Consider the following 24,892-nt stretch of genomic DNA (forward strand, 5'->3'; position numbering starts at 1 on the left):
TTACATTATTCAGACAATTGTGCAATACAATAATCTATATCTCTTATTAATGTATTAATCTTGAGCTTTGTCTCTCGTTTATTTTCATCACTGCCCAACATTGAATTTGCAATTTTGAGGGCTTCATATTTTTCAATCCATGAACTCAATGCCTCCTGTTGCTGAATAATCTTTTGCTGATAATTAGCCAATTCTTCAGAAAGCTTCGCATTGGTTTGTTTTAAAACCTCTTGCTTATGTAAAACTTTGCTGATTTTATTCTCTAGAGAATCAACAATATCTTCAACTTTACTCATTTACAAATTTCAATACTGATGAAACAAAGTTACTATACCTAAATAGAAATCACAATTGTTTTATCATAAATTTTGAAAATTTTTAAACGGGTATTCCTAAATCACTTACAATCCTTAAACTTAACCAAGGATTACATCTTTTTAGAATCGGTAATCTTTTAAGGCCATAAAAAGTGTTGGTTGTACTTCATGTTGAAATTGCATACTGTTCTTGTGGGCAATTTACTTTTTGAGCAGCTTATTTTGGGCACCGTAAGTGACATTAATAAGGCGTAACTTTAAATACCCTTATCTTTAGGCGCTTTACGTACTTTTTAATATTTTTAGCCTTTCAAACCTCGCTATGAAATTATTATCTATTACCCTATTTATCACCACTTTTGCGTTTTCTCAAGTAGAATATCCCAAAGATTATTTTAGAAGCCCGTTGGATATTCCAATAATCCCTTCAGGTACTTTTGCTGAACTAAGAACGAATCATTTCCATTCAGGAATGGACATAAAAACCCAACAAAGGGAAGGTCTCAATGTTTATACTGTTGCTGAAGGCTATATAAGTCGTATTAAAGTTTCTCATTATGGCTATGGAAAGGTAATTTATGTGACGCATCCCAATGGCTACACTAGCGTTTATGGCCACCTATCTAGTTATGCACCCATTATAGAAGCCTATGTCAAGGCCAAACAATACCAAAATGAATCTTACGAAGTAGAAATGACTCCGGCCGTAGATGAGTTAAAGGTCAATGCTGATGAAATTATTGCATATTCTGGTAATACGGGGAGTTCTGGCGGACCTCATTTGCACTTTGAAATTAGGGATCAACAGGAACGAACCATCAACCCCTTACTTTTTGGTCTTGAAATCCAGGATAAGAAAACGCCTTTCGTTTCAGGAGTATACGCCTACACAAAAGATGACAACTCATTTATAAATGGTAAAAAAGGAAGGGTTGAACTGCGTCTCATCCCCAACAAAAACAAAGATTACAATGTAGAAAGTATTGAAGCTTATGGTACAATTGGATTTGGCATTATCAGTTATGATCAGCAGGATCTAGCGGTCAATCAAAACGGCATCAATGGGTTGGAAACATTCTTTAATGGGCAACGAAAATTTGAAATGGATTTTAACCGATTTGCTTTTAATGAAACAAGACATATCAATCGATTTCTTGATTATGAATACTATAAATCAAAAAAAAGCCGCATCCAAAAGTTATTTGTGGAAAAAGGTAATGTGCTAAGCCTTTATAAAAATCTTGATAATGATGGCTATGTCAAAATTATAGACAGTACCGCATCGGTTTATAAAATTAGAATAACCGATTTTCATGGCAATGAATCTTGGGTCACCATTCCGATCAATGGAAAAACAATCTCAAAAACTCCTACAGAAATTGATTCTAAAGACAAAATTTATATTTTCTCAGAACAACCCACCAATTTGAATGAGAAAAATGTCAAAGTTTACTTTCCTGCCAACAGCTTCTATGAAGATACATTTATCAACTTTAAAGTGAGTAACGATACACTTTATCTACACAAGGATATTATTCCACTTCAAAAAAATGTCAAAATCCAATATGATGTCAGCAATTATAAAGATGCAGAAAAAGATAAACTTTATATCGCAGAATTAATCGGTTACAAAAACTACCCGAGTTATCTCCATACAAAAAGTCAGAACAATATATTGTCAGCTTCCTCGAATGCTCTAGGGACTTATGCGTTAGTTATGGACACGCAGGGGCCTAAAATTTCAGCAATCAATTTTCAGAATGGAAAATGGTTGAGCAATTTTCGTTACCTTAAATTTAAAATCACTGATGATCTTTCGGGCATCAGTAATTATAGGGCCACCATTAATGGCAAGTGGATTTTAATGGAATATGAATATAAGACAAACACCTTAACATTTGATTTTAACGATAATGTGGTGTCAGATACCAAGAATGAATTGAAACTTATTGTAACCGACAATGTGGGAAATAGTTCTACATTTGAAGCTACATTTTTTAGAAAATAAAACAGCAACCCTTTGAAACAACATGTTCACCTCTTGCGCGCCATGCTTTTTTTTCTACCTTTTTTAGGCTGGTCGCAAACCGCAACCATCAAGGGTATTATTCTAGACGATGCCAACTTACCAATTTCCAATGTCAGCATTATCTCGGATAACTCAGGAACTACAACCAATGAAAACGGTTTTTACGAGTTAAAAGTTGCCATTAACACAGATATTATTGTAGAGTTTACCCATATTTCGTACAAACGTGTGGTGGCCAAATTCAATCTTAAAAATGGACAAGATATAGAATTCAACCCGGTGATGAATATCAATGTTGAGCAAATTGCTACCGTGGTTATTAACGGAAATCAACGGCAATCTGAATCGGGCATTACCACCATTGCGCCTGCCATGATTCGCAACATTAAAGGCGCACAACCCGGCGTGGAAAATATTTTAAAAACCTTACCTGGAGTCAACATCTCCAATGAGTTGAGCACGCAATATTCAGTACGAGGTGGCAATTTTGACGAAAACTTGGTTTATGTTAATGACATTGAAGTTTATAGACCGTTTTTAGTGCGATCTGGACAGCAAGAAGGCCTGAGTTTTGTAAATTCTGATTTAGTCCAAAACGTCGATTTTTCAGCAGGTGGATTTCAAGCAAAATACGGCGACAAACTATCATCGGTTTTAGATATCACCTACAGGAATCCGATAAAATTTGGTATGAATGCTGACATCTCATTAATGGGTGGCAGCGTATCTGCGGAAGCGGTAACAAAAGACTCAAAATTATCAGGTATTATTGGGATGAGATACCGAGACAATAGTTTAGTATTGAATTCCCTAGAAACGGAAGGCATAGTAAAACCGATATTTGCTGATGTTCAAACTTATCTGACCTATAGGTTTACTGATAAATTTGAAGTTAACTTTTTGGGTAACATTTCCAGCAACACCTATGATTTTCAACCACAGAATCGACAAACCAATTTTGGAACCATAGCGAATCCGATGGCATTATTGGTCTATTATGATGGTCAGGAAAAAGATGCTTACAAAACTTATTTTGGAGCTCTTAAGGCGAATTATTTTGCGAGTGACGACCTGACCTTAAAACTGATTGCTTCAACATATCACACCACAGAAGAAGAATATTTTGATATTTTGGCGCAATACCGATTGGGTGAAGTGAACAGTAATATAGGTGATGAGAATCTCGGTGACGTTGAATTTAGCGAAGGTATCGGTGCACAACTGACACACGCCAGAAACGATCTGGATGCCCTAATTACCAACATTGAGCATAAAGGCGATTATCAGTTGGACGATAATACCTTTGAGTGGTCCATTAAGTACACCCATGAAGATGTTCGGGACCGATTGGTGGAATGGGAAGTCATCGACTCTGCCGGATTTTCAATTAATCCACCCAAATCAGATGCCTTTAATGACCAACCGTACCAGCCTTATCAAGGCCCTTTAGTCGCTTTTCAAAATGTTCGTGCCACCAATTATGTACAAATTGACCGAATTCAGGCCTATGCACAATGGAGCAGGCGTTCAGAATTAGGAAATAATGAGGTGTTTTACAATTTTGGAGTAAGAGCGCATAATTGGACCGTAAATGGGGACGGTATAGAAAGCACTACTCAAACCGTTTTTAGTCCAAGAGCGCAATTTGCCATTAAACCTGATTGGGATAAAGACATGCTGTTCCGGATTGCCGGTGGCGTTTATTACCAACCTCCTTTTTATAGAGAGCTCAGGGATTCTTCAGGAGTCGTCAGGCCTGATGTGAAGGCCCAAAAATCAATGCATCTTATTTTGGCCAATGAATACAGTTTTAAAATGTGGGACCGCCCTTTTAAATTGGTATCTGAAGCTTATTACAAGCATTTGACAGATGTTAATCCGTACACCTTAGAAAATGTAAGAATCAGATATCGCGCCACCAATAACGCCAAGGCTTATGCCTATGGTTTTGATTTTAGATTGAACGGCGAATTTGTTCCAGGTACAGAGTCATGGTTTAGTTTTGGGTATTTAAAAACCGAGGAAAACATTGAAGACCGCGGCTATATTGCAAGACCTACCGACCAACGTTTGAAATTTGGCATATTGTTTCAGGACTATGTGCCCAATATCCAGGAGTTAAAAGTGTACTTAAATTTAGTTTATAACACTGGGGTTCCGGGAGGCTCTCCTAGTTATGCTGATCCTTATGACTACCAAAACCGATTGCGGGACTATAAGCGCGCCGATGTAGGATTCTCCTATGCCATTGTTAGCGGAGAGAAAACCTACAAAGCCAAATGGAAAAATGCATTTAAAGAGTTGACCATTGGTGTGGAAGTCTTTAATATGTTTGATGTTCAAAACTCTATCACAAATACATGGGTAAGGGACGTTTATAGCAAACGCCAATATGCCATTCCTAATTATTTGAGTCCGCGCGTATTTAATGTGCGAATGTCTATGAGATTCTAGGACTATCTTACTTGACCCACTTTTCTCTTTCTTATTTCTCTCAGAGGCGCGGAGGCACAGCGTGGTTGAAATCTATATTTTTTAGATCGACTCAATTTGTAATTCAATATAAAATTTGTATTGATCAATTAAAACCAGTGTTATGAGGGTTTTACCTATCAATCTATTTTTTCAACTATCCCAAAACATGAGAGTCCTCAATAGTCCATTCGTTATTTTTAAACCGCAGTTTGAAATTCTCCCAAGACTCTTTCCCAACATTTTGTTGAACAATTTCAATGGAGTTTTCATTCACTTCTAAAATTATAGAGACATGTCCAAATCGATTAAAAATGGTGTCGTCAAAAACAACCAAATCGTTAACCTCAGGTTTTAATTGACTTCCATTAATATCCTGAATCAAATCTCTAGCTTTGTTTTTTATGATTATCGTTTAAAGTACGATTAAAAAAATCTTTGGCGTGCCCATAACTTACTGGCATTTCATGATTTAAACAGGACACATAATAATGTTTAACGAATTCTACACTTTGCCATTTTAATCCCAGATTATAACCGTCTTTGCTTAAGTATCTGCCAGACATGTTGGTCATACTATTATTGTAAAATACATACACATTATTAAAGACCTTTAAGATGTCCACTATTTGTGTTGCATCATAATGTCTTGGGGCCGATTTTTCTTGAATTTGATTTGCTGGCAAAACCACCTGAATATTATTGTGCTCTCTTTTGCAAGAGACCAAAATATAGGCAATCAATAGATAAGAGCCGTTTTTAAACGAATTCCTTTAATGCATTAATGACGTAATCTACCTCGTCCTTAGTATTAAAACATGACAACGAAAATCTAACGGAAGGTTTTAAGAGATTCTCCGTACATAATATTTCAGAAAGCACATGCGAATTTTGATTGCTCCCACTTTGACACGCAGAACCCTTAGAACAGGCAATTCCTTTCAAATCCAATTGAAAATGAAGCATCCCACCTTTTTCAGGAGCCACAGGCAAACACACATTGATCAAAGTGTAAGTGCTTTCATCAAGGTTGCCGCAATTTCCATTAAACATCATTTTTGGAGATAATGCTTTCAACTTCCCAATAAAATAGGTTTTAAGTTCTAAAATCTGCAAGCGCTCTTTCTCCAAATGAGCATAACTCAATTTCAAAGCTTTCTCCATTCCTACAATATTATGGATAGACTCAGTACCGGCACGAAAACCTCGCTCCTGCTCTCCTCCAAAAATTGATGCTTTTATTCCAGATCCCTTTCTGATAAAAGCAAAACCAACACCTTTTGGACCATGGAATTTATGAGCACTCGCTGCTAAAAAATCAAGAGGAATATCCTGTAAGTCCAATTTGTAATGTCCTACAGATTGCACCGTATCACTATGGAATAGCGTGTGGTTAGCCTTACAAAGATCTGCTGCTTTTTTGAGATCTAATTTATTGCCTATCTCATTATTGATATGCATGAGACTGACCAATTTCTTGTTGGGAGATTGCAATAACTGTTCTAGATCGTTAAAATCCACCATTCCATTTTCATGTAATTTCACGTACGTAATGGAAATATCATATTGCTTTTGAAGATGCTCGACGGTATGTAAAACCGCATGATGCTCCAATTTACTGGTAATAATTTCAGTGACGTCCAAATCTCTCACGGCACTCAATAAAACCAGATTATCGGCTTCCGTACCGCCCGCTGTAAACACAATTTCTGACGCATGGACATTAAAAAATGAAGCAATAGATTTTCGAGAGGTTTCCATCAGTGATTTTGCAGAACGCCCAATACTATGTGTTGAAGAAGCATTGCCATACTGCGTGCGCATCACTTCAGTCATACGATCAACCACGCCATCTCTTATGGCTGTTGTTGCTGCATTATCAAAATAAACGTTTTTCATTTTTAAAATTTCTGTTTAATCCATCATTTCGAAAGCTCTTTCAACTCTTAAAATTAGCTTTCAATCCGCAAAAGTACTGCAAATAAAATTATTTTGAAGATGAGACGTTATAAATTGGCAAATGCCTTATTTTTGCTCTTAAATTGATTGGAATGCGAAAATTACTTTATTTTTTATGTCTATGTTTATTGGTTTCTGCATGTGATGATGGTGACATCATTGAAGTAGAATTGGATTTTGATAGAACGTTGGAGATATGTAATTTAGATCCTACAGTTTATTTCTTGTTCGATACAAAAACAGACCCGTCGGAGTCTTTAAGTCTCATTTTTCCTAATAATTCCACAACAAGTCTCATTTTTAATCCTCCCACAAACAATTACGAAAGTACATTAACTATAAATGGAACCAATACGAAATTCAATTATAGAACCTATGATGGCAATCCTACAAATTTAATATGCAATCTCTTACCTGATGCCAACACAAATATTCTTAATGATTATGCGGCTACATCAGGTACAGTCTATGTGATAACAACTTATGTTGATGATGACGATGATGGAATTCCAAGCAATATAGAAGATGCGAATCTCGATGGTGATAACGATCCTGCAACCAACCCGACAGATTCAGACGGCGATGGCATTCCAGACTACTTAGATGCTGATGACGATAATGACAACGTTTTGACTAAAGACGAAAAGCACAATTATACTGAAGCTGATGGTCTCTCAAAAGCCCAAGATACAGATGGTGATGGCATTCCAGATTATTTGGATGAGGATGACGATGGTGACGGCGTTTTAACGCGACATGAAGATGAGAATATGAACGGGAACCCTATGGATGACCGTGATGAAAGTTCTCCTACGCCAACCATTGCAAGATACCTTGATGCCGTAGCTAAAGATTCTTTTGATTACGATAAGCTAAATAAAAACCAATTCAGACGCACGTTCACTATCAAATTTTACATCAGCAATGTGAATTTAGATATTATCAGTTTAACTGAACTTGATTTTGGAACCTTTAAATACAGCGTCATTAAAGAGAGTGAAATTAAAGATGCCAAATAGGAAACACTTAATGCTTTCCTTGTAGTGTTATGATCATAAACTCCCAAATTAAAAGCACCAAATTCCATTTTGACAAGGGCCACTAAACTATCTGGTGCTTATATTTATACGGGTAAGTGGATTATTAACAGATAAATCCGTGATTATCTCAAAATCAATATTAATTATCAGCGTTCAATTAAAATCGAACGAAATTTATTGCGGTACATTCTGATAGATATAAACCTCCATGGCTCCCAATCCATATTTTTGAAAATCGGCAGCATAGAATTTGACGTTATCATAACGTCCAAAAAGTGTTTCCAATTCCATTTTTAAAACACCCTCTCCAACGCCGTGGATAAACACAATTTTTTGGACGCGCTTATTGATTGCAAATTCCAATTGTTTCTTTGCGGTATCCAGTTGAAGCGTCAACATATCATAATTAGATAAATGACGTTCGTTTTTTGTGAGATTATGGATGTGCAAATCGACTTCCATTGCCGGTTGGTTGCGCTCCTTAGGTTTTACCTTTACAGACTTTCGTTTGGTATTCTGTTCCTTTTCTGACATAACTTCATTAATGGAATGTTCAGAAAAAATATTAGATTTCAAGGTATCCCTTTCTTCCAATTTAAGCAATTCATGAACTTGAAAATCGAGAAGAAAACCATCTTCCGTTTCAATAAAAACCGTCTTTCCCTCAATTTTCGCAACCGTTCCAGAAATAGCTTCATCCAAAACAGCAACTTTATTTCCTACTTCTAAACTCATAGCTTCTCGTCTTTATCATTGGAAGTTTCTCGGTCATTTTTACTAGGAATTCTTTTTGAAATACGATACACTCCAATCATTAAAATCATGATTCCTCCTATGAGCACATATTGGTTTTGATCCATTCCAGCTTTGGCGTAAATGGCAACAAATCCACCAACGATTATTAATAAAAGATTGATTACTCTTGACATGTTCATAGAATAGCTGTTTTTACTGTAAACCACGAAATTAAACATTTAGATTCAAAACGGCATTGGTTTCCGGCAAATCTAAGCTTTAAAAATCTGTTTGATAATTCCTTTCTTTTTATACATTTGTGTATGACCTTTATTAAGCTCTTTAAACCAGAAGATTTCATGATGCCTTGTCTTAATAAGGAACTCTTTGGCATTGAATGTTTGGGCTGTGGTATACAACGTGCCACCATCTTAATGTTTCAAGGAGATTTTGTATTGGCTTTTAAAATGTATCCCGCTATTTATACGCTATTTTTATTGGCACTTTTTCTTATATTTAACCTGTTTATCAAATTCAAATACGATTATAGCATCAAGATGGGCTTGATCATCTTAAACGTCAGTATTGTAGTCATCAGTTATCTAATCAAAATAATCAACTAAAAACCAATCAAATGGAAAAACAACAATTACCTAATGCAACGCTTATTTTAGTCTTCGGAATTTTATCAATAGTTACCTGTTGTTGCTATGGTATTATTGGTTTACCCTTGGGTATCATCGCTGTGGTTCTAGCCAATAAAGCCACTGCTGTTTATGCTGCAGATCCAGAATTATACACAGGGTTCCAAAATGTAAAAACAGGAAGAATTCTTGCTATTATTGGGATTGCCTTGAATGGTATTTACCTAATTTACGCTATATGGTTGTTCTCAACGATTGGATATGACGGCATACAGCAAATGCAGGAAGAAATCATGAGAGGGTTCAATGAAGGAAATGCACAATAATCTAATAATGAAAAAAGGCGGTTAAATATGAGTTAGCCGCCTTTTTTATGGATTATTTTGAAATAATTTACATTATTCCACCAATCAGTGCAGAAACAAAAACCAATACATATAAACTGATTATGGCAATGGCAAAAATGCCAACAAACTTATAATGCGATTTCAAGTTTGAAAACGCCGCGGTCAAAGTGTCATTATTGTTGGAACTAAGCGCACTTTTCATTTTTCGTGAGAAATTAAAAAGATACAGCACAGGAAAAAAGTAAACTAATGCTATGACAATATAAATAAATCCAAAATAGGACATATCCACACCCAAGCCTTCATACGGATTTCCTCCTGGCATAAGTCCCATGAACAAACTAAAGAAGATACCGCCAAGAATCATCAAGCCGATCCCCACAAACCCTAAAATTGATAAAAAATAAGTCCACGAAGACGTTTCTTTTAAATACCCTAAGATTACCGGTGGAAGATTCAACTCAAAAGTTTCAAAAGCAGATTTTTGTTCCATAATTACGAATTGGTTTCAAATTGTTTTAATGTACTTATAATAATATTGACACAGTCTAAAAGTTGTTTCTCATTGATCACCAACGGCGGGGCAAAACGAATAATGTTGCCATGTGTTGGTTTAGCCAAAAGCCCATTGTCACGCAAAGCCAGACAGATGTTCCAGGCAGTATCGCTATCTTCACTATCATTAATTACAATAGCATTCAATAAGCCTTTCCCTCTTACCAATTTTGCAATGGAACTGTTTTTTATATACCCATTCAACTCACTTCTAAAAATTTGTCCCAAGCGCTCTGCATTTTCCGCCAAATCTTCATCTTTAATCACTTCTAGAGCAGCCATGGCTACTGCAGCCGCCACCGGATTTCCGCCAAAGGTACTGCCATGATTACCCGGTTGAATGACATTCATTACTGCATTTGCAGCCAATACCGCACTCACGGGATAGGCGCCCCCACTTAAAGCCTTTCCTAAAATTAGGATATCTGGCTTAACGTTTTCATGATCAACCGCCAAAAGTTTGCCCGTTCTACCAATTCCAGTTTGCACTTCATCTGCAATAAACAAAACATTGTACTTTACACATAAGGCTTTTGCTTGTAACAAATATCCTTCACTGGGCACATAGACACCAGCCTCACCTTGAATAGGTTCCACTAAAAATCCTGCAACATTTGGATTGCTTTTTAAAGTGGTTTCCAATGCCTGCAAATTATCATACTCAATTTTTATAAAACCCTCCGTGAAAGGTCCAAAATGTTTACGAGCCACTGGATCATTGGAAAATGAAATGATCGTGGTGGTCCTACCGTGGAAATTGTTTTCACATACTATAATCTCAGCTTCATGATTGGCAATGCCTTTCACTTCATAAGCCCATTTTCGACAAATTTTTAAGGCCGTTTCTACAGCTTCGGCACCTGTGTTCATGGGCAATACTTTATCAAATCCAAAGTATTTGGTAACATATGCTTCAAATACTCCTAAGATATCGTTATGAAATGCACGCGACGTTAAGGTTAAAGTCTGTGCTTGCGCCACCATAGCGGCGATGATCTTAGGGTGGCAATGCCCTTGGTTGACAGCGGAATAGGCAGAAAGAAAATCATAATATTGTTTTCCTTCAACATCCCAAACATGCACACCTTCTCCTTTACTCAGTACTACCGGTAGCGGATGGTAATTATGTGCACCATACTTGTTTTCTAAATCGATCGCTTCTTGCGATGTTAATTGGTCTAAAACAGCCATTTTAATAAGAATTTAAGGTTTATGTCTTAAAAGACATTGCTTGACAGCTTCTCAACAGCAAACATTCATAATTAAATCTCGCTAAGCGAGTAAAATAACCATTCCTTCTATACCTTTATTCTTTCGATAGTGTTCGAAAAAGCAGCGTGGGAGAGAAATCATCCCTAAGGGTTCGCAAATTAGCAAATAATTAAACCTCCAAAAAATTTTATAGGCGATTTTACAACATCGAAAGTGAAATATTATTTCAAATAATACTTACAAAATCGCAATTTCTAATTCGCAAATCGCAATTGGTTTCACTATTTTTGCGCCATGGGAAGACGAAATAAAAAACAAATCTTTGAGAATATTCTAGTACTTGATGCTGGTGCTAAAGGAAAATCTGTAGCGAAGTCACCTGATGGTGCAGTAATCTTTTTACAAAATGTAGTTCCGGGAGATGTGGTTGACGTAGAAACTTTTAAAAAACGTAAATCATATTATGAAGGCAATGCTATTAAATTCCATGAATATTCTGATAAACGTACCGAACCAAGATGTCAGCATTTTGGAGTTTGCGGTGGCTGTAAATGGCAGGATATGGCTTATGAATACCAGTTGTTCTATAAGCAAAAGGAAGTTGAGAATAACCTCAAACGTATTGGTCATCTAGAACTTCCCGAAATTACACCAATTTTAGGGTCTGCTAAAGATTATTTTTATAGAAATAAAATGGAGTTTTCTTTTAGTGATAGCCGCTGGTTGACTTTAGAAGAAATTCGTTCTGATGTGGAATTGGACGATAAAAATGCACTTGGTTTCCATATCCCTGGAATGTGGGATAAAATTCTTGATATTGAAAAATGCTGGTTACAGGCAGATCCGTCCAATGCCATTAGAAATTCAGTTAAGGATTTTGCGGTAAAACATGGCATGGCGTTTTTTAATACACGTAACCAAACCGGCTTTTTAAGAACCATGATGCTACGCACGTCATCCACCGGTGATATTATGGTACTTTTTCAATTTTTTAAGGAAGATAAGGCCAATCGTATTTTGCTAATGGATTATATCGCCGAAAAGTTCCCTGAAATTACCTCCTTGCAATATGTCATCAACGGAAAAGCAAATGATACGATTTACGATCAGGAAGTGATTTGTTATAAAGGAGAGGATCATATTTTTGAAGAAATGGAAGGCTTGAAATTTAAAATCAATGCTAAATCTTTCTATCAAACCAATTCTGACCAAGCTTATGAACTTTATAAAATAACCCGAGACTTCGCAGATTTAAAAGGCGATGAAATGGTTTATGATTTATATACAGGCACCGGAACAATTGCGCAATTTGTTGCTAAAAATGCAAAGAAAGTGATTGGCGTTGAATCCGTAGCTGATGCCATAACCGCTGCCAAAGAAAATGCACAATTAAATGGTATTGACAACGTTGAGTTTTATGTGGGGGATATGAAAAACGTTTTTAATGCAGATTTCATTACCCAACATGGTCATCCCGATGTGATTATTACCGATCCTCCTCGTGACGGAATGCATAAAGATGTGGTGCAACAACTCTTAAATATCGCCCCTAAAAAAGTGGTATACGTTAGCTGCAACAGTGCAACGCAGGCTAGAGATTTAGAGATGATGGATGCAATGTATAAAGTCACAAAAGTGCAACCGGTTGATATGTTCCCACAAACACATCATGTAGAAAATGTTGTACTTTTGGAAAAAAGATGAGCGGATTGAAGACTGAGGACGAAAGATTGAAATTTAAACGAGAAACTATAGCAACTTGAAACAGAACACCTTCAACAAGTATATAAAAATTTTATTCTCTTTGGCAGTTATTGCCGGTTTATGGAGTTGTGAGCGGGATGATATTTGTGCCTCAACTACGCCAACAACGCCACATTTAATTGTTCGCTTTTATAACATCAATAATAGAAGCGAACTTAAAACGGTACGACGCATGAATGTGACTGCAGAAGACAATCCAAATTATATCCTTAACGACAAAACTGTGGATTCACTCGTATTGCCTTTAAGAGTGGATGCCTTGGACAATGTAAACACCTCCCGATTTGTTCTTACCAGAGACCAAGATTATGCAACCGATTCTATTCCAACAACGGCTGCAAACGCTGATATCATTGAAATAAATTACACTCCTGAACTCATTTATGTATCGCGGGCCTGTGGCTACAAAAGCATCTTTAACAACCTTAGCGCAATTCGTGAGACAGATGCGATCAACTGGATCATAGATATTGAAGTTATAAATACCACCATAAACAATGAAGATGCAGCGCATATCAATATTTATCACTAATCTGGTTCTTTTGTTGGTGTTGCCCCTATCAACATTTGCTCAAGAAAATCAAGATATTATAAAAGATCCTGTTAATGATACCATTATTGTTAAACAAAAGTATGGCTTGCGCTTGGGTGGCGATGTTGGCAAATTAGTTCGTTCTTTTATAGATGATGATTATAAGGGATTTGAAATTTCAGGAGATTATCGGCTTACTCAAAAACTATATTTCGCAGGCGAATTAGGCACTGAAGAACGGTCCATGAAAAATGACTATTTGGACGTGACCGCCACAGGCAGCTACTTCAAAGCTGGAATAGACTATAATATGTACAGAAATTGGCTTGATATGGAGAATCTCATCTATACAGGATTAAGGGTCGGCGCGAGTACATTTAGCCAAAACCTGAACAGTTACAAGGTTTATACAACTGATCAATATTACGACACGCCTTTTATGTCTTCAGATTTACAGGAATATAAAGGTTTATCTGCGGTTTGGATAGAATTCGTTGTGGGTATTAAAGCAGAAATTGTCACCAATTTATTTATAGGCATCAATGCACAACTCAAAGGTCTTGTCGCAGAGGATGAACCGTATAATTTTGAAAACTTATTCATTCCCGGCTTTAACAGAACTTTCGACAGTGGCCGATTTGGGTTCGGATTTGGGTACAATGTCTCCTATTTGATTCCTATATTTAAGAAAAACAAAAAAATTACAGTCGAAGATTAATTTCTGACAAATACATTAATTCCCACAATCATTTTATAAATTAATTTGCTTAACTTTTGCATCGAATTACTACCCTATGCATAAAGATGAGATTGCCGATTTAATAGAAGAAAAACATGACCTTCTTCTCAATTGGCTGAAAGAACAAGATGATGATAAATGGCTATTGGGTCCTGAAGGAAAATGGACTACAGGCCAACAAGCCTTACATCTCCTGCAAAGCATCAAACCTTTAAATGATGTGTTGAGTATGCCCCGTTTTTTTTTCAAATATGTTTTTGGGAAAAATAATCGCGATATACATAATTATGACACCATTGTCCACAGTTATCAGGAAGCACTGACAACCACTAATAATTTCACTTTTAAGGCTTCCAAAAACATGAAAATTCCTAAAATCAAGGACAAAACCTATATTTTAAACCGGCTTCAAGTAGAAAGCAAAAAGCTACAATACAAGACCAGAAGAATATCAGATAAAAATTTGGACACCTTGGTCCTGCCACACCCCTTAATGGGAAAAATTCCTATTCGTGAAATTTTAATGTGGACTGCTTATCATGTAGAGCACCACACAAAAATACTTCAAGAAAAGTATTGATTTCCTGTCACAAATAGAATCCATTGACGTCTTATTAGAAAACTACCATCAATGTGGCTTGCAATTGCTTTTTTCTTCCCATTACTTTTACGAGCTACGAATCAACTATTTTCGCAACAGTTAAAAGGACAGATTGTTGATGCCATATCAAACGAACCTATCGCTTTTGCTACTGTGCAATTTAGTGATAGCAAAGGCGTGGTTTCTAATATAGAAGGTTTCTTTAAAATTCCATCGGAACATCTAAATCCTGAGTCTATTTTGTCGATTTCATTTATGGGTTATGAAACTCAGAAATTGACCATCCAAAGGCTTCAAGACAACAAGTATATCATCAAACTCGCTGAGGCTACCAATCAATTAAACACCGTATACATAACTAACAAAGTGCCAAATGTTGACAGTATTATGACCAGGGTTAACAGAAAATTGGCTGAGAATTATAATTTTTCTGATGTTCAATACACCCTTTTCACAAGACATACCACTTATTTTAAAGCGGACAAGCTTAAAGTAGATATTGATAAATCGTCTGGTTTCAACAAAAAACAGCTGGAAGCTTCCAATACGCAATTTGGGGCGCTCACCAATCATATAATAAATAATCCTCCTACACGAATGTTCATTGACATGCTTTCAGAAGTCTATCTCAAATCAGATTATAAAGGGAAAATGGAAGTAAAAAAGGCGACCAAATTAGAAGATACCAAAAACAATTTATCTCTTGATGCCATTCAGTCGAAAGTGAGCGGAATCGTCCTGCAACATTTGGATACTACCCAAACCTACAAAGTAAAAACAGGGTGGTTTACAGTGGAAGATTCCTTGTCATTGAAAAAAGATAAGTCCGCTGAAAACACATCTGAAGACAACAGTTTTGCTAGTATCAAATATAAACATATCAACACCATCCAAGACCATCTTTTTAATCCAGAATCACCTCTCGATTTCGTTTTGAATCCTAAGCTTTATAATTATCAGTTGACCAATATATCTAGCATTGACCATCATTTAGTATATATCATCACTTTTCAACCCAAAAAAAGCCGTGCTAAATTTCAAGGAACCCTCTACATCAATGATGAAGATTATGCCATTTTAAAATTGGATTACGCCTATGCAGAAAATAAAACAGGCCAGAAATTAAATTTAAAGTTTTTGCTGGGTGTCAAATATGTTGAAAAGACAAACACCGGAACGGTCATTTATAAAAAAAATGACGAACGTCATAATTATTATCCCTACTACATCAATCATGAGTCGAGAAATTATGTTTATGCGCACCGACCATTTAAATTCACTGAAAATAGCAAAATCATAAAAAACAAAGTAGCTTTTGACATTACAATAGAGGGCACAATTGTGGAAAAAAAAGAACTGATAAGTCTAGGCTATACTCCTTTTAACAACACCACGTTTAATGCGATTACTGAAGTCAAGAACATAGATTATTTAGAGCTCAAACGGTACGATCCATCAATTTGGCAAGGTTATAATATCATGGAACCTTTGGAGGAATTAAAGAAATTTAAGATTGAAGACTGAAAACGAAATAGTCACAATTCTTAATGACTCTAAATCAAAATTGACCATCGGATAAAATTAGAACAAAAAAAATCTCAGATTAATAGTTGACCTGAGATTTGATATTTATTAAACTAGAAGAGCAAGCACTAAAGAAAATTATGATTTAATCCATATACTTCCCCTTTTTACTTCCTTCATACATCACATACTTTACCAATCTTGCTTCCAATTTAGCATTGACCAGATGGATTTTTCGAGAAGGCCTTAATCCTACATGTTTTAAAGCTTCAAGATTTGAGGTGATAAACCATGCGTCCGTACCCGGATAATTTTGTTTTAAGGTATCGCCAATACTTTTATAAAAGGATTCCATTTCAATATCCAAACGTTCACCATACGGCGGATTGAAAACCATGTGCAATTTCTCATCCCCCGCTTTTTGGGTTTTAAAGAAATCCTCATGCCGGACTTCAATAAAATCTTCCAACTTTGCATTTTTGATATTTTCATTCGCTTTGGCAACAGCACTCGGCGATTTGTCATAGCCAATAATTCTATGATGGAAATCTCTGGTTTTACCTAATAGTGATTCCTCAATTTTCTCAAACAAATCTACATCCCAATCCTGCCAACGTTCAAATGCAAATTCCTTACGCATCAAATTTGGAGGGATATTACAAGCAATCATGGCGGCTTCGGCCAAAATTGTCCCACTCCCACACATCGGATCCATAAAATCAGTTTGACCATCCCAACCAGATAACATGATTAATCCCGCAGCTAATACTTCGTTAATTGGCGCAATGTTAGTGGCGGTTTTATAGCCGCGTTTATGCAATGAATCTCCAGAAGTATCCAAAGAGATATTACACATATTTCTATCAATATGCACATTGATTTTCAAATCAGGAAACTTCAGATCTACATTTGGCCGTTCACCAACCGTATCCCTGAATTTATCCACCACAGCATCTTTTGTTTTTTGGGCTATATAAAGGGAATGCGTAAACAAATGTGAGTGCACGGTAGCATCAACAGCCATTGTTCCGGTGGGTTTAAGGTATTGCTCCCAGTCCATTTTATAGACTTGATCGTACAAATCCTTTTCGTTGTTGATCCTAAAACTATGGACGGGTTTTAAAATTTTGATGGCCGTACGAAGCGCCAAATTTGCCTTGTACATAAAACCTTTGTCACCTACAAAACTCACATTTCTAACCCCAGTCTTCACTTCTTTAGCTCCCAATTGGGTCAACTCCGTAGCAAGCAAATCTTCAAAACCAAATAAGGTTTTGGCCACCATATTAAAATTATTATCCATTATTCTCGTCCTATAGATTACAAAAATAAAGTATTTTTGCAGTCAGACGAATTTATAATGATAAAAGACATAACACAGTGGTACGCTTCATGGTTTGACACCCCATATTATCACATACTTTATAAAGATAGAGATCATTCTGAAGCACATCAATTCATGGATAATTTGACCCAGTACTTGAACCTTCCGGAGGAAGGCAAAATACTCGATCTTGCCTGTGGAAAAGGACGGCACTCCATATACCTCAATTCTTTAGGTTATGACGTCACAGGCGTCGATCTATCAGAAAACAGCATTGCTTACGCCAAAAAACATGAAAATGAAAAGCTTCATTTTGAAGTGCACGACATGTGTAAACCCTATAATCAAAAATTTGATGCCGTATTTAATCTGTTCACCAGTTTTGGATATTTTGACAAAACGGAAGACAACTTAAACACCATTAAAGCCATTAAGGAAGATTTAAACGAATTTGGCTTTGGAGCTATCGATTTTATGAACGCTGATTTTGTGATTGAAAATTTAGTTCCTGAAGATGTAAAAACAATTGATGGCATAGATTTTCATCAGAAACGATATGTTGAAGATGGCCATATTATTAAGGATATTAGTTTTTCAGATAAAGGAGTAGATTACAACTTTCAAGAGCGTGTAAAAGCGAAGACCTTAGCCGATTTTGAAATGTTATTTGAACAGGCTGGTGTGTACTTGTTGGATGTTTTTGGCGATTATAAGTTGCGAAAATTCCACAAAGCAACTTCTCAACGCTTAATCATGATCTTTAAATGAAACAATATTTTCTTCCATTTATAGCCGTCATTATAGGTGTTTTATTGGTGATGGTTTTTAAGCATAAAAAATCCAATTACACCAAATTGCTCCTATCCTTTAGCGGGGCGTTTTTATTGGCTTTAACTCTTTTTGATTTGTTGCCTGAGGTTTATGAACATTTGGATGCCAAACAAACTGGTTTGTTCATCATGCTAGGGATTCTTATGCAGATTTTATTGGAATTTTTCTCTAAAGGCGCTGAGCATGGTCATGTGCACATCCATAAAGATGAAACAGGTTTTCCTTGGGTACTGTTCATCAGTTTATGTATTCATAGCTTCTTAGAAGGTTTTCCAATCCATCAACATAATGATATGGTCTATGGCGTGCTCATTCATAAAATCCCGGTTGCTGCATTGATTACAACTTATTTGGTGGAATCTAAATTTACAACCCGTCAAATTGTTGGTTTTTTGGTAACATTTGCAATTATGACCCCTTTCGGAACATTAGTTTCTAATACGGTTCCATTTGTTGGTGACTATTTATTTTTTATTAATGCTGTTGTAATTGGGATCTTCTTTCATATATCGACCGTTATTCTTTTTGAAAGCAATGAAAACCATAGGTTCAACCTTTCAAAACTAGTACTTATTGCTCTAGGGATTTTGGTAGCTTATTTGATTTAAAGAAGAGACCGATTATTGATGATTGATGATTGAAAAACATGTTTAGCAAAGAAGACTCAAGAAAATTAAGAGAAGAATTTTGGATCAGTTTTGGCAAATCGTTTCCTAGAAAGTGGATTTTATATGATACCAAACTCAAAGGTTTTGCCTTTAAATTTCACTTTGACACCAAATCGGCCTTGGTAACTTTAGATCTTGAAGATGATTTGGAAAACAGAATCAAATTTTGGGATAAGCTCCAATCGCTAAAAACTATTCTAACAGATGAATTTCTACCAGAAGTCATTTTTGAAGAGGAATATTTTCTAGAAAACGGAAAAGAAATTTCTAGGATTTATGTGCTCTTAGATCAAAAAGTATCCATTCATAATAAAAACACGTGGAGGGATGTCATGGAGTTTTTTGTTGAGAAGATGACTTTGTTTGAAGCGTTTTTCGAAGATTATCAGGCTTTCATTGATTCGTAATTTAACGATTCTCAATACCCAGTTACAACCGAAAATTGATAAGGTTAATTTTGAGTTAGATTTAAAAACTCTAGTGTATGCAGTTTTTTCAACACCTGACTTGCCCATCTCTAAGATTTTATCGATATTGTTAACATACACTAAAACCTAGTAAAATATGATTATTGACGTCCATACCCACATTAATAACTACCATGAAGATCGTGTTGTTTCCATTGAGGATAGTCTCGACCTTTTAACAAAAACCATGGCGGAGAATAAAGTAGATTATTCACTGGTATTGTCGTCCTACAAAGTAAATGAACACAGACCTAGCACCACAAAAGTAGTGGAGGCCATAAGCAATAGAAACAATCTTGGCGTGGTTGCTGGTGTAAGTTATTTGAATTATAATTATAGAGATTTACGTGAGCTCAGTGAGTTTCTTGATGCCGGACTTATTAAAGGCCTGAAATTCTATCCAGGTTATGAACCTTTTTACCCAAATGATATCAGGTTTAAAGTGATGTATGATATGGCCATTGAGTTTGATGTTCCGGTGATGTTCCATTCTGGAGACACCTACGCTCCTACTGGGAAAATCAAATACTCCCATCCCATTCACCTCGATGACCTAGCTGTAGATTATCCCGATTTAAAAATTGTGATCTGCCATGTGGGAAATCCGTGGATTAAGGATTGTATGGAGGTTGTTTATAAGAACAAAAACGTGCATGCTGATATTTCCGGTTTGGTTTTAGGCGATTTCTCAGATAAGTTTGAACGCTATATGAAAAAGGAAATCGAAGAAATGATTATTTATGCAGGCGATCCCAAATATCTCTTATATGGCACAGATTGGCCTATCAGCAATATGAAATCCTATCTCAAGTTCATGGATCAATTGGAGTTGGACGATGATAAGAAAGAGTTGATTATGTGGAAGAATGCCGCCGATCTCTTTAAAATTGATGTCAGCAAATTGAAATAAGCAAGACTACAGAATATACAAGAAAATCATCAAATAATGGCAAATTGCACCTCCCAGCACGAATAAATGCCATATAACATGATTATAAGGGATTTTATGCACGGCATAAAAAATGATTCCGATGGTATAAAATGCACCTCCTGCAATAAACAAAACCAGACCATTGGGCCCAATCAACTCTGAGAGGTTTGTAAAATCAAAAATAATCAACCAGCCCATCACCAGATATAATAATGTTGAAACCACCTCAAATTTTCCGGTGAAGAACAATTTGAGAATGAGTCCGAAACCCGCTATCGCCCACACACTCCAAAATAATGGCCATCCCAAACTATTATTGAGCGCAATTAAAGTAACTGGCGTATAAGTTCCCGCAATTAAAAGATAAATGCTAATATGGTCTATAATCCTAAAATAGTGTTTTCGTTTTTCGCCCGATACAGAATGGTAAATAGCAGATGCCGAAAATAAAATAATTATAGAAATACCGTAGACAAGTACGGCAAATAAGCTCCAGTCGGCTTTATGTTCTTTATAACTGACCAATAATACTAAGCCTGCAATTCCTAAAATAGCACCAAAGCCATGGGTCCAAGCGTTTAATTTTTCTTCAAATTCTGATTGGATGCGCATTATTGTTTTATGGATTTAACGGCCCACTTATCAGTAAGCTCAAAATAATCGATTGGAAACGCAGATTTTTGACGTTCCAATTGGCGACTCTGAAAAGCACGTTCCAAGATATCTTCAATTTGATAATCTTCACTGACATCTAAAGGATTAAACTCTGCTTTCAATGAAATATCAAAAACCCGTGCCGTATTATTAAACCAAAATGCGCGCCAACCACTCCGCAATTCCTGTATCAATTGGAAGGTTGTTTTTCCTGTTTGTCTGTGAATTAATTTAACCAAAATCTGGCCTTCTGTACGCGTGAGCTTTTTAAGTTCAGCCGAAAATTCCTCCTCAATGTACTTTTGGATAATTTTAGAATATCTACGCTTATCACTTTTACGATCCAAAGTTTCCAAACGCTGATTAAGATCAACTAAACGTTCAGCCGCCAATTTCGCATAGGGATACACTTTTATGGTTTTTCTTTTTAAAATCAAATAACGAATTCGATCTTCTTTGCTATCAAATTTCAATCTGTTGAGCACAACCACAGCATCTAAATCTATGATGGACACCGGAATAGAATCGCCATCAATATAATAATATTCCACAGCAGTCGAATCTTGCTCTACAGGCTCAACTTGAGCGAGCAGTAAAAAGGGTAAAAAAATAAATATGTAGGTAATCAACTTCATTGGTGCAATAGCGCTAAAATCATTCCAAAATTAAGAATTTACATATGCAATAACCTTAAAATCCTATTAATATTATTAATTTTAGAGAAAATATTTACCCATGGCAAAAAAGAACATTTTAGACAATAAATCATTGGAGTTTTTAGAAAACTATTTAAATAATGCATCCCCTACAGGATACGAATGGACCGGACAGAAATTATGGATGGACTATCTTAAACCTTATGTAGATGAATTTATTACAGATACTTACGGCACCGCAGTTGGTGTCATCAATCCAGACGCTAAATATAAAGTAGTCATTGAAGGGCATGCTGATGAAATCTCGTGGTATGTCAATTATATTACAGATAATGGCCTCATATACGTGATTAGAAATGGTGGCAGCGACCACCAAATCGCGCCTAGTAAAATTGTAAATATCCATACCAAAAATGGGATTGTAAAAGGTGTTTTTGGATGGCCAGCAATACACACGCGTGACAAATCAAAAGAAGAAACGCCTAAAATTGAAAATATCACCATTGATGTTGGCGCCAAGAACAAGGAGGAAGTTGAGAAAATGGGCGTTCATGTGGGATGTGTCATTACGTATCCAGATACCTTCCACATTTTAAATAACGATAAATTTGTTTGTCGTGCACTCGACAACCGAATTGGCGGCTTTATGATTGCCCAAGTTGCGCGATTGTTGCACGAAAATAAAAAGAAATTGCCTTTCGGATTATATATCACAAACTCCGTTCAGGAAGAAATTGGATTGCGCGGTGCTGAAATGATTGCAGAACGCATCAAACCAAACGTAGCGATTGTTACTGATGTGACACATGACACTACAACACCTATGATCGACAAGAAAAAAGAAGGCCACTTAGAGCTAGGTTTAGGACCCGTTGTGGCCTATGCTCCTGCCGTTCAACAAAAATTAAGAGATTTAATTACAGAAACTGCCGAAGCCCATAAAATTCCATTCCAACGTTCGGCGTGCTCTAGAGCTACCGGTACGGATACGGACGCCTTTGCTTACAGTGGTATGGGTGTGGCAAGTGCTTTGATTTCATTGCCATTGCGATACATGCACACCACAGTGGAAATGGTTCATAGGGATGATGTGGAAAACGTGATCAAATTAATATATGAATCTCTCTTGACCATTAAGGAAAACGACACATTCAGTTATTTTGATAAATAATGGACACATCACTACAAAAGGATTTGTTTGATGTTCCAGAAGACATCTGCTATTTAAACACGGCGAGTTTATCGCCGTCGTTTAAAGCAGTGGAAACCGCTGGAATTGAAGCGGTACTTCAAAAGAGCAGACCCTATCTCATTCCATATTCTGATTTCTTTGAACCTGTTATCGAGTTAAAGAAAAGATTTGCTAAAATAATAGAAACAGATGATTATGAGCGAATTGCAAGCATTCCTTCGGTGTCTTACGGCATTGCTGCGGCAGCAAAAAACATCACCTTGAAACCAGGAGATACAGTGGTAGTCATGCAGGAACAATTCCCCAGCAATTATTATTCTTGGAAGAAATTAACCGACACCTATCAAGCACATCTAAAGATAGTTGAAGCGCCAAAAACAAAATCCATGAGTGGAAACTTATGGAATGAAGCTATTTTAGAAGCTATTGATGATGCCACTGCGGTAGTTGCCATGGGACATATTCATTGGTCTAGTGGCGCCTTGTTCGACTTAAAAGCAATTAGGGCAAAAACAAAACAACACAAGGCGTTGCTGATCATTGATGGCAGCCAATCTGTTGGCGCCTTACCTTTTTCAGTGAATGAAATCCAACCTGATGCTTTGATTTGTGCCGGCTACAAATGGCTTTTCGGTCCTTATGGCTGCGGCTATGCCTATTTTGGATCTTATTTTGATCAGGGCGAACCTTTGGAAGAAAATTGGACCAATCGCCGGGACAGCCATATCCTACCAGATTTAACCCAATACCAATCACAATACAAACCTGTCGCCAACAGATATATGATGGGAGAAAGCGGCAGCTTTATCCATGTAAAAATGCAATTGGAAGCTTTAAGGCAAGTTATTGCTTGGACACCTAAAGCAGTTCAGGAGCATTGTAAGAAAATTTCGGCAAACGCTGTTAACGATTTGCGGAATCTAGGCTGTGCTATTGAAGATGACAACCATAGAAGCCACCATCTTTTCGGGCTCAAATTACCTGAAACCGTTGATATTAAATCATTTAAACAAGCACTTTATAAAAACAACATATTCGTTTCATTCAGAGGTGTTTACGTACGACTATCTTGTCATTTTTTTAATACTGATAAAGATTTTGAGAAATTTGTCGACTGTTTAAAATCACAGATACGCTTATGAAGCAGGAAGAAAATATCGCTGTTTTAAATGCAGATGGCTCACCTACCGGTGTAACCTGTTTAAAATCTGAAATTCATAAAAAAGGCTATTATCATGATACCGCCCATGTCTGGCTTTATAATGACCATGCCGAAATATTATTGGCACAACGCGCGGCTTCGAAAACTATCTATCCTTTATTATGGGATGTTTCAGTAGCTGGGCATGTTGATGCCGGTGAAACCATTACACAGGCAGCCATCAGGGAAACCAAAGAAGAAATTGGTATTGAAATCCGCGAAAATGACTTAGATAAAATTGGCGTTTATGACTGTTTTCAAAGCTATACAAATGGCATAGTCGACAATGAGTTTCACCATACCTTTGTTATGAAAACTGGTCTCAAGTTAAGTGATCTCAAAATAGATAAAAATGAGGTGGGACAGGTGAAGTTTGTGAGTATTCCTGAGTTTCGTAACCTTTTGAAAGAAAGTGATTTTAACGGGCATTTTATTAAAAATAATACGCCATATTATCTTGAGGTTATTGAAGCCATCACACATAGACTACACTAATTA

The 24,892-nt window shown here is 36.4% G+C and carries 28 protein-coding genes; 17 read left to right on the plus strand and 11 right to left on the minus strand.

Annotation, left to right across the window (positions count from 1 at the left end; all coding sequences use genetic code 11):
- Window positions 1-5: 5 nt before the first annotated feature.
- A complete protein-coding gene (locus G525_RS0105030; RefSeq protein WP_027125182.1) occupies window positions 6-296 on the minus strand; it encodes a hypothetical protein in 291 nt (96 codons plus the stop codon).
- Between the two features lie 343 nt (window positions 297-639).
- On the opposite strand from G525_RS0105030, the gene G525_RS0105040 reads away from it, so the two are divergent.
- Window positions 640-2,325, plus strand: a complete 1,686-nt coding sequence (locus G525_RS0105040; protein WP_027125183.1) for a M23 family metallopeptidase — start codon at window positions 640-642, stop codon at window positions 2,323-2,325.
- Between the two features lie 42 nt (window positions 2,326-2,367).
- Window positions 2,368-4,800: a TonB-dependent receptor gene (locus G525_RS0105045; protein ID WP_027125184.1), complete on the plus strand. Its 2,433-nt coding sequence runs from the start codon at window positions 2,368-2,370 to the stop codon at window positions 4,798-4,800.
- Window positions 4,801-4,975: 175 nt separating this feature from the next.
- Here G525_RS0105045 and G525_RS21635 read toward each other — a convergent pair whose 3' ends face one another.
- The 3 genes from G525_RS21635 to G525_RS0105055 are packed head-to-tail and all read right to left on the minus strand — an operon-like array spanning window position 4,976 to window position 6,717.
- Window positions 4,976-5,203, minus strand: a complete 228-nt coding sequence (locus G525_RS21635) for a CHAP domain-containing protein (protein ID WP_051209803.1) — start codon at window positions 5,201-5,203, stop codon at window positions 4,976-4,978.
- Window positions 5,204-5,207: 4 nt separating this feature from the next.
- Window positions 5,208-5,561, minus strand: coding sequence for a hypothetical protein (locus G525_RS21640; protein WP_051209804.1), 354 nt, complete (start codon window positions 5,559-5,561; stop codon window positions 5,208-5,210).
- Between the two features lie 16 nt (window positions 5,562-5,577).
- Complete coding sequence (locus G525_RS0105055; RefSeq protein ID WP_027125185.1) at window positions 5,578-6,717, minus strand: cysteine desulfurase family protein; 1,140 nt, start codon at window positions 6,715-6,717, stop codon at window positions 5,578-5,580.
- A 152-nt stretch (window positions 6,718-6,869) separates the two neighbouring features.
- Between G525_RS0105055 and G525_RS20310 the strand changes: the two genes are divergently transcribed.
- On the plus strand, window positions 6,870-7,796 hold the full coding sequence (locus tag G525_RS20310) for a hypothetical protein (protein WP_157491883.1): 927 nt from the start codon (window positions 6,870-6,872) through the stop codon (window positions 7,794-7,796).
- 195 nt (window positions 7,797-7,991) lie between these two features.
- Here the strand turns inward: G525_RS20310 and G525_RS0105065 are convergent, their stop codons facing one another.
- The gene (locus G525_RS0105065; RefSeq protein WP_027125186.1) at window positions 7,992-8,552 is read right to left on the minus strand and encodes a Smr/MutS family protein; all 561 of its coding nucleotides are present in this window, start codon (window positions 8,550-8,552) and stop codon (window positions 7,992-7,994) included.
- Window positions 8,549-8,752 carry a hypothetical protein gene (locus G525_RS0105070; protein ID WP_027125187.1) on the minus strand — a complete coding sequence of 68 codons (204 nt, stop codon included), beginning with the start codon at window positions 8,750-8,752 and terminating at the stop codon, window positions 8,549-8,551. The genes G525_RS0105065 and G525_RS0105070 overlap by 4 nt, the downstream gene beginning before the upstream one ends.
- Before the next feature lie 123 nt (window positions 8,753-8,875).
- On the opposite strand from G525_RS0105070, the gene G525_RS0105075 reads away from it, so the two are divergent.
- The gene (locus tag G525_RS0105075) at window positions 8,876-9,175 is read left to right on the plus strand and encodes a DUF2752 domain-containing protein (RefSeq protein WP_027125188.1); all 300 of its coding nucleotides are present in this window, start codon (window positions 8,876-8,878) and stop codon (window positions 9,173-9,175) included.
- An 11-nt stretch (window positions 9,176-9,186) separates the two neighbouring features.
- Complete coding sequence (locus G525_RS0105080) at window positions 9,187-9,522, plus strand: CCC motif membrane protein (RefSeq protein ID WP_027125189.1); 336 nt, start codon at window positions 9,187-9,189, stop codon at window positions 9,520-9,522.
- Between the two features lie 67 nt (window positions 9,523-9,589).
- Here G525_RS0105080 and G525_RS0105085 read toward each other — a convergent pair whose 3' ends face one another.
- Window positions 9,590-10,036, minus strand: coding sequence for a DUF5362 family protein (locus G525_RS0105085; protein WP_027125190.1), 447 nt, complete (start codon window positions 10,034-10,036; stop codon window positions 9,590-9,592).
- A 2-nt stretch (window positions 10,037-10,038) separates the two neighbouring features.
- Window positions 10,039-11,289, minus strand: coding sequence for an ornithine--oxo-acid transaminase (gene rocD / locus G525_RS0105090; RefSeq protein ID WP_027125191.1), 1,251 nt, complete (start codon window positions 11,287-11,289; stop codon window positions 10,039-10,041).
- Between the two features lie 315 nt (window positions 11,290-11,604).
- On the opposite strand from rocD, the gene rlmD reads away from it, so the two are divergent.
- The 5 genes from rlmD (at window position 11,605) to G525_RS0105115 (ending at window position 16,470) form a co-directional block, all read left to right on the plus strand.
- A complete protein-coding gene (gene rlmD, locus G525_RS0105095) occupies window positions 11,605-13,014 on the plus strand; it encodes a 23S rRNA (uracil(1939)-C(5))-methyltransferase RlmD (protein ID WP_027125192.1) in 1,410 nt (469 codons plus the stop codon).
- Window positions 13,015-13,069: 55 nt separating this feature from the next.
- Entirely contained in the window at window positions 13,070-13,606 is a 537-nt protein-coding gene (locus tag G525_RS0105100) for a DUF6452 family protein (protein WP_027125193.1), read from the plus strand.
- Window positions 13,578-14,324: a DUF6048 family protein gene (locus G525_RS0105105; RefSeq protein ID WP_157491884.1), complete on the plus strand. Its 747-nt coding sequence runs from the start codon at window positions 13,578-13,580 to the stop codon at window positions 14,322-14,324. The genes G525_RS0105100 and G525_RS0105105 overlap by 29 nt, the downstream gene beginning before the upstream one ends.
- A 76-nt stretch (window positions 14,325-14,400) precedes the next feature.
- The gene (locus tag G525_RS0105110) at window positions 14,401-14,925 is read left to right on the plus strand and encodes a DinB family protein (RefSeq protein ID WP_027125195.1); all 525 of its coding nucleotides are present in this window, start codon (window positions 14,401-14,403) and stop codon (window positions 14,923-14,925) included.
- Between the two features lie 51 nt (window positions 14,926-14,976).
- A complete protein-coding gene (locus G525_RS0105115; protein WP_027125196.1) occupies window positions 14,977-16,470 on the plus strand; it encodes a carboxypeptidase-like regulatory domain-containing protein in 1,494 nt (497 codons plus the stop codon).
- A 145-nt stretch (window positions 16,471-16,615) separates the two neighbouring features.
- Here G525_RS0105115 and G525_RS0105120 read toward each other — a convergent pair whose 3' ends face one another.
- Window positions 16,616-17,773, minus strand: coding sequence for a THUMP domain-containing class I SAM-dependent RNA methyltransferase (locus G525_RS0105120; RefSeq protein WP_027125197.1), 1,158 nt, complete (start codon window positions 17,771-17,773; stop codon window positions 16,616-16,618).
- A 57-nt stretch (window positions 17,774-17,830) separates the two neighbouring features.
- On the opposite strand from G525_RS0105120, the gene G525_RS0105125 reads away from it, so the two are divergent.
- The 4 genes from G525_RS0105125 to G525_RS0105140 all read left to right on the plus strand — a co-directional run bounded on the left by G525_RS0105125 (window position 17,831) and on the right by G525_RS0105140 (window position 20,670).
- On the plus strand, window positions 17,831-18,562 hold the full coding sequence (locus tag G525_RS0105125) for a class I SAM-dependent methyltransferase (RefSeq protein ID WP_027125198.1): 732 nt from the start codon (window positions 17,831-17,833) through the stop codon (window positions 18,560-18,562).
- Window positions 18,559-19,233 carry a ZIP family metal transporter gene (locus G525_RS0105130; protein ID WP_027125199.1) on the plus strand — a complete coding sequence of 225 codons (675 nt, stop codon included), beginning with the start codon at window positions 18,559-18,561 and terminating at the stop codon, window positions 19,231-19,233. The genes G525_RS0105125 and G525_RS0105130 overlap by 4 nt, the downstream gene beginning before the upstream one ends.
- Window positions 19,234-19,271: 38 nt before the next feature.
- A complete protein-coding gene (locus G525_RS0105135; protein WP_027125200.1) occupies window positions 19,272-19,700 on the plus strand; it encodes a DUF4268 domain-containing protein in 429 nt (142 codons plus the stop codon).
- A gap of 157 nt (window positions 19,701-19,857) precedes the next feature.
- The gene (locus tag G525_RS0105140) at window positions 19,858-20,670 is read left to right on the plus strand and encodes an amidohydrolase family protein (protein WP_027125201.1); all 813 of its coding nucleotides are present in this window, start codon (window positions 19,858-19,860) and stop codon (window positions 20,668-20,670) included.
- A 6-nt stretch (window positions 20,671-20,676) separates the two neighbouring features.
- Here the strand turns inward: G525_RS0105140 and trhA are convergent, their stop codons facing one another.
- Entirely contained in the window at window positions 20,677-21,303 is a 627-nt protein-coding gene (gene trhA / locus G525_RS0105145; protein WP_027125202.1) for a PAQR family membrane homeostasis protein TrhA, read from the minus strand.
- Complete coding sequence (locus G525_RS0105150; protein WP_027125203.1) at window positions 21,303-21,980, minus strand: DUF4294 domain-containing protein; 678 nt, start codon at window positions 21,978-21,980, stop codon at window positions 21,303-21,305. The genes trhA and G525_RS0105150 overlap by 1 nt, the downstream gene beginning before the upstream one ends.
- 100 nt (window positions 21,981-22,080) lie before the next feature.
- Between G525_RS0105150 and G525_RS0105155 the strand changes: the two genes are divergently transcribed.
- From G525_RS0105155 to G525_RS0105165, 3 genes are read left to right on the plus strand one after another with little or no spacing between them, the layout of a single operon-like run.
- On the plus strand, window positions 22,081-23,172 hold the full coding sequence (locus tag G525_RS0105155) for a M42 family metallopeptidase (protein ID WP_027125204.1): 1,092 nt from the start codon (window positions 22,081-22,083) through the stop codon (window positions 23,170-23,172).
- Window positions 23,172-24,335, plus strand: coding sequence for an aminotransferase class V-fold PLP-dependent enzyme (locus G525_RS0105160; RefSeq protein ID WP_027125205.1), 1,164 nt, complete (start codon window positions 23,172-23,174; stop codon window positions 24,333-24,335). The genes G525_RS0105155 and G525_RS0105160 overlap by 1 nt, the downstream gene beginning before the upstream one ends.
- The gene (locus G525_RS0105165; protein ID WP_035479021.1) at window positions 24,332-24,889 is read left to right on the plus strand and encodes an NUDIX hydrolase; all 558 of its coding nucleotides are present in this window, start codon (window positions 24,332-24,334) and stop codon (window positions 24,887-24,889) included. Before G525_RS0105160 ends, G525_RS0105165 begins: the two co-directional genes overlap by 4 nt.
- The last annotated feature ends 3 nt before the right edge of the window (window positions 24,890-24,892 follow it).

Origin of the sequence: Gelidibacter mesophilus DSM 14095, assembly GCF_000423005.1 — a bacterium.
GTDB lineage: Bacteria > Bacteroidota > Bacteroidia > Flavobacteriales > Flavobacteriaceae > Gelidibacter > Gelidibacter mesophilus.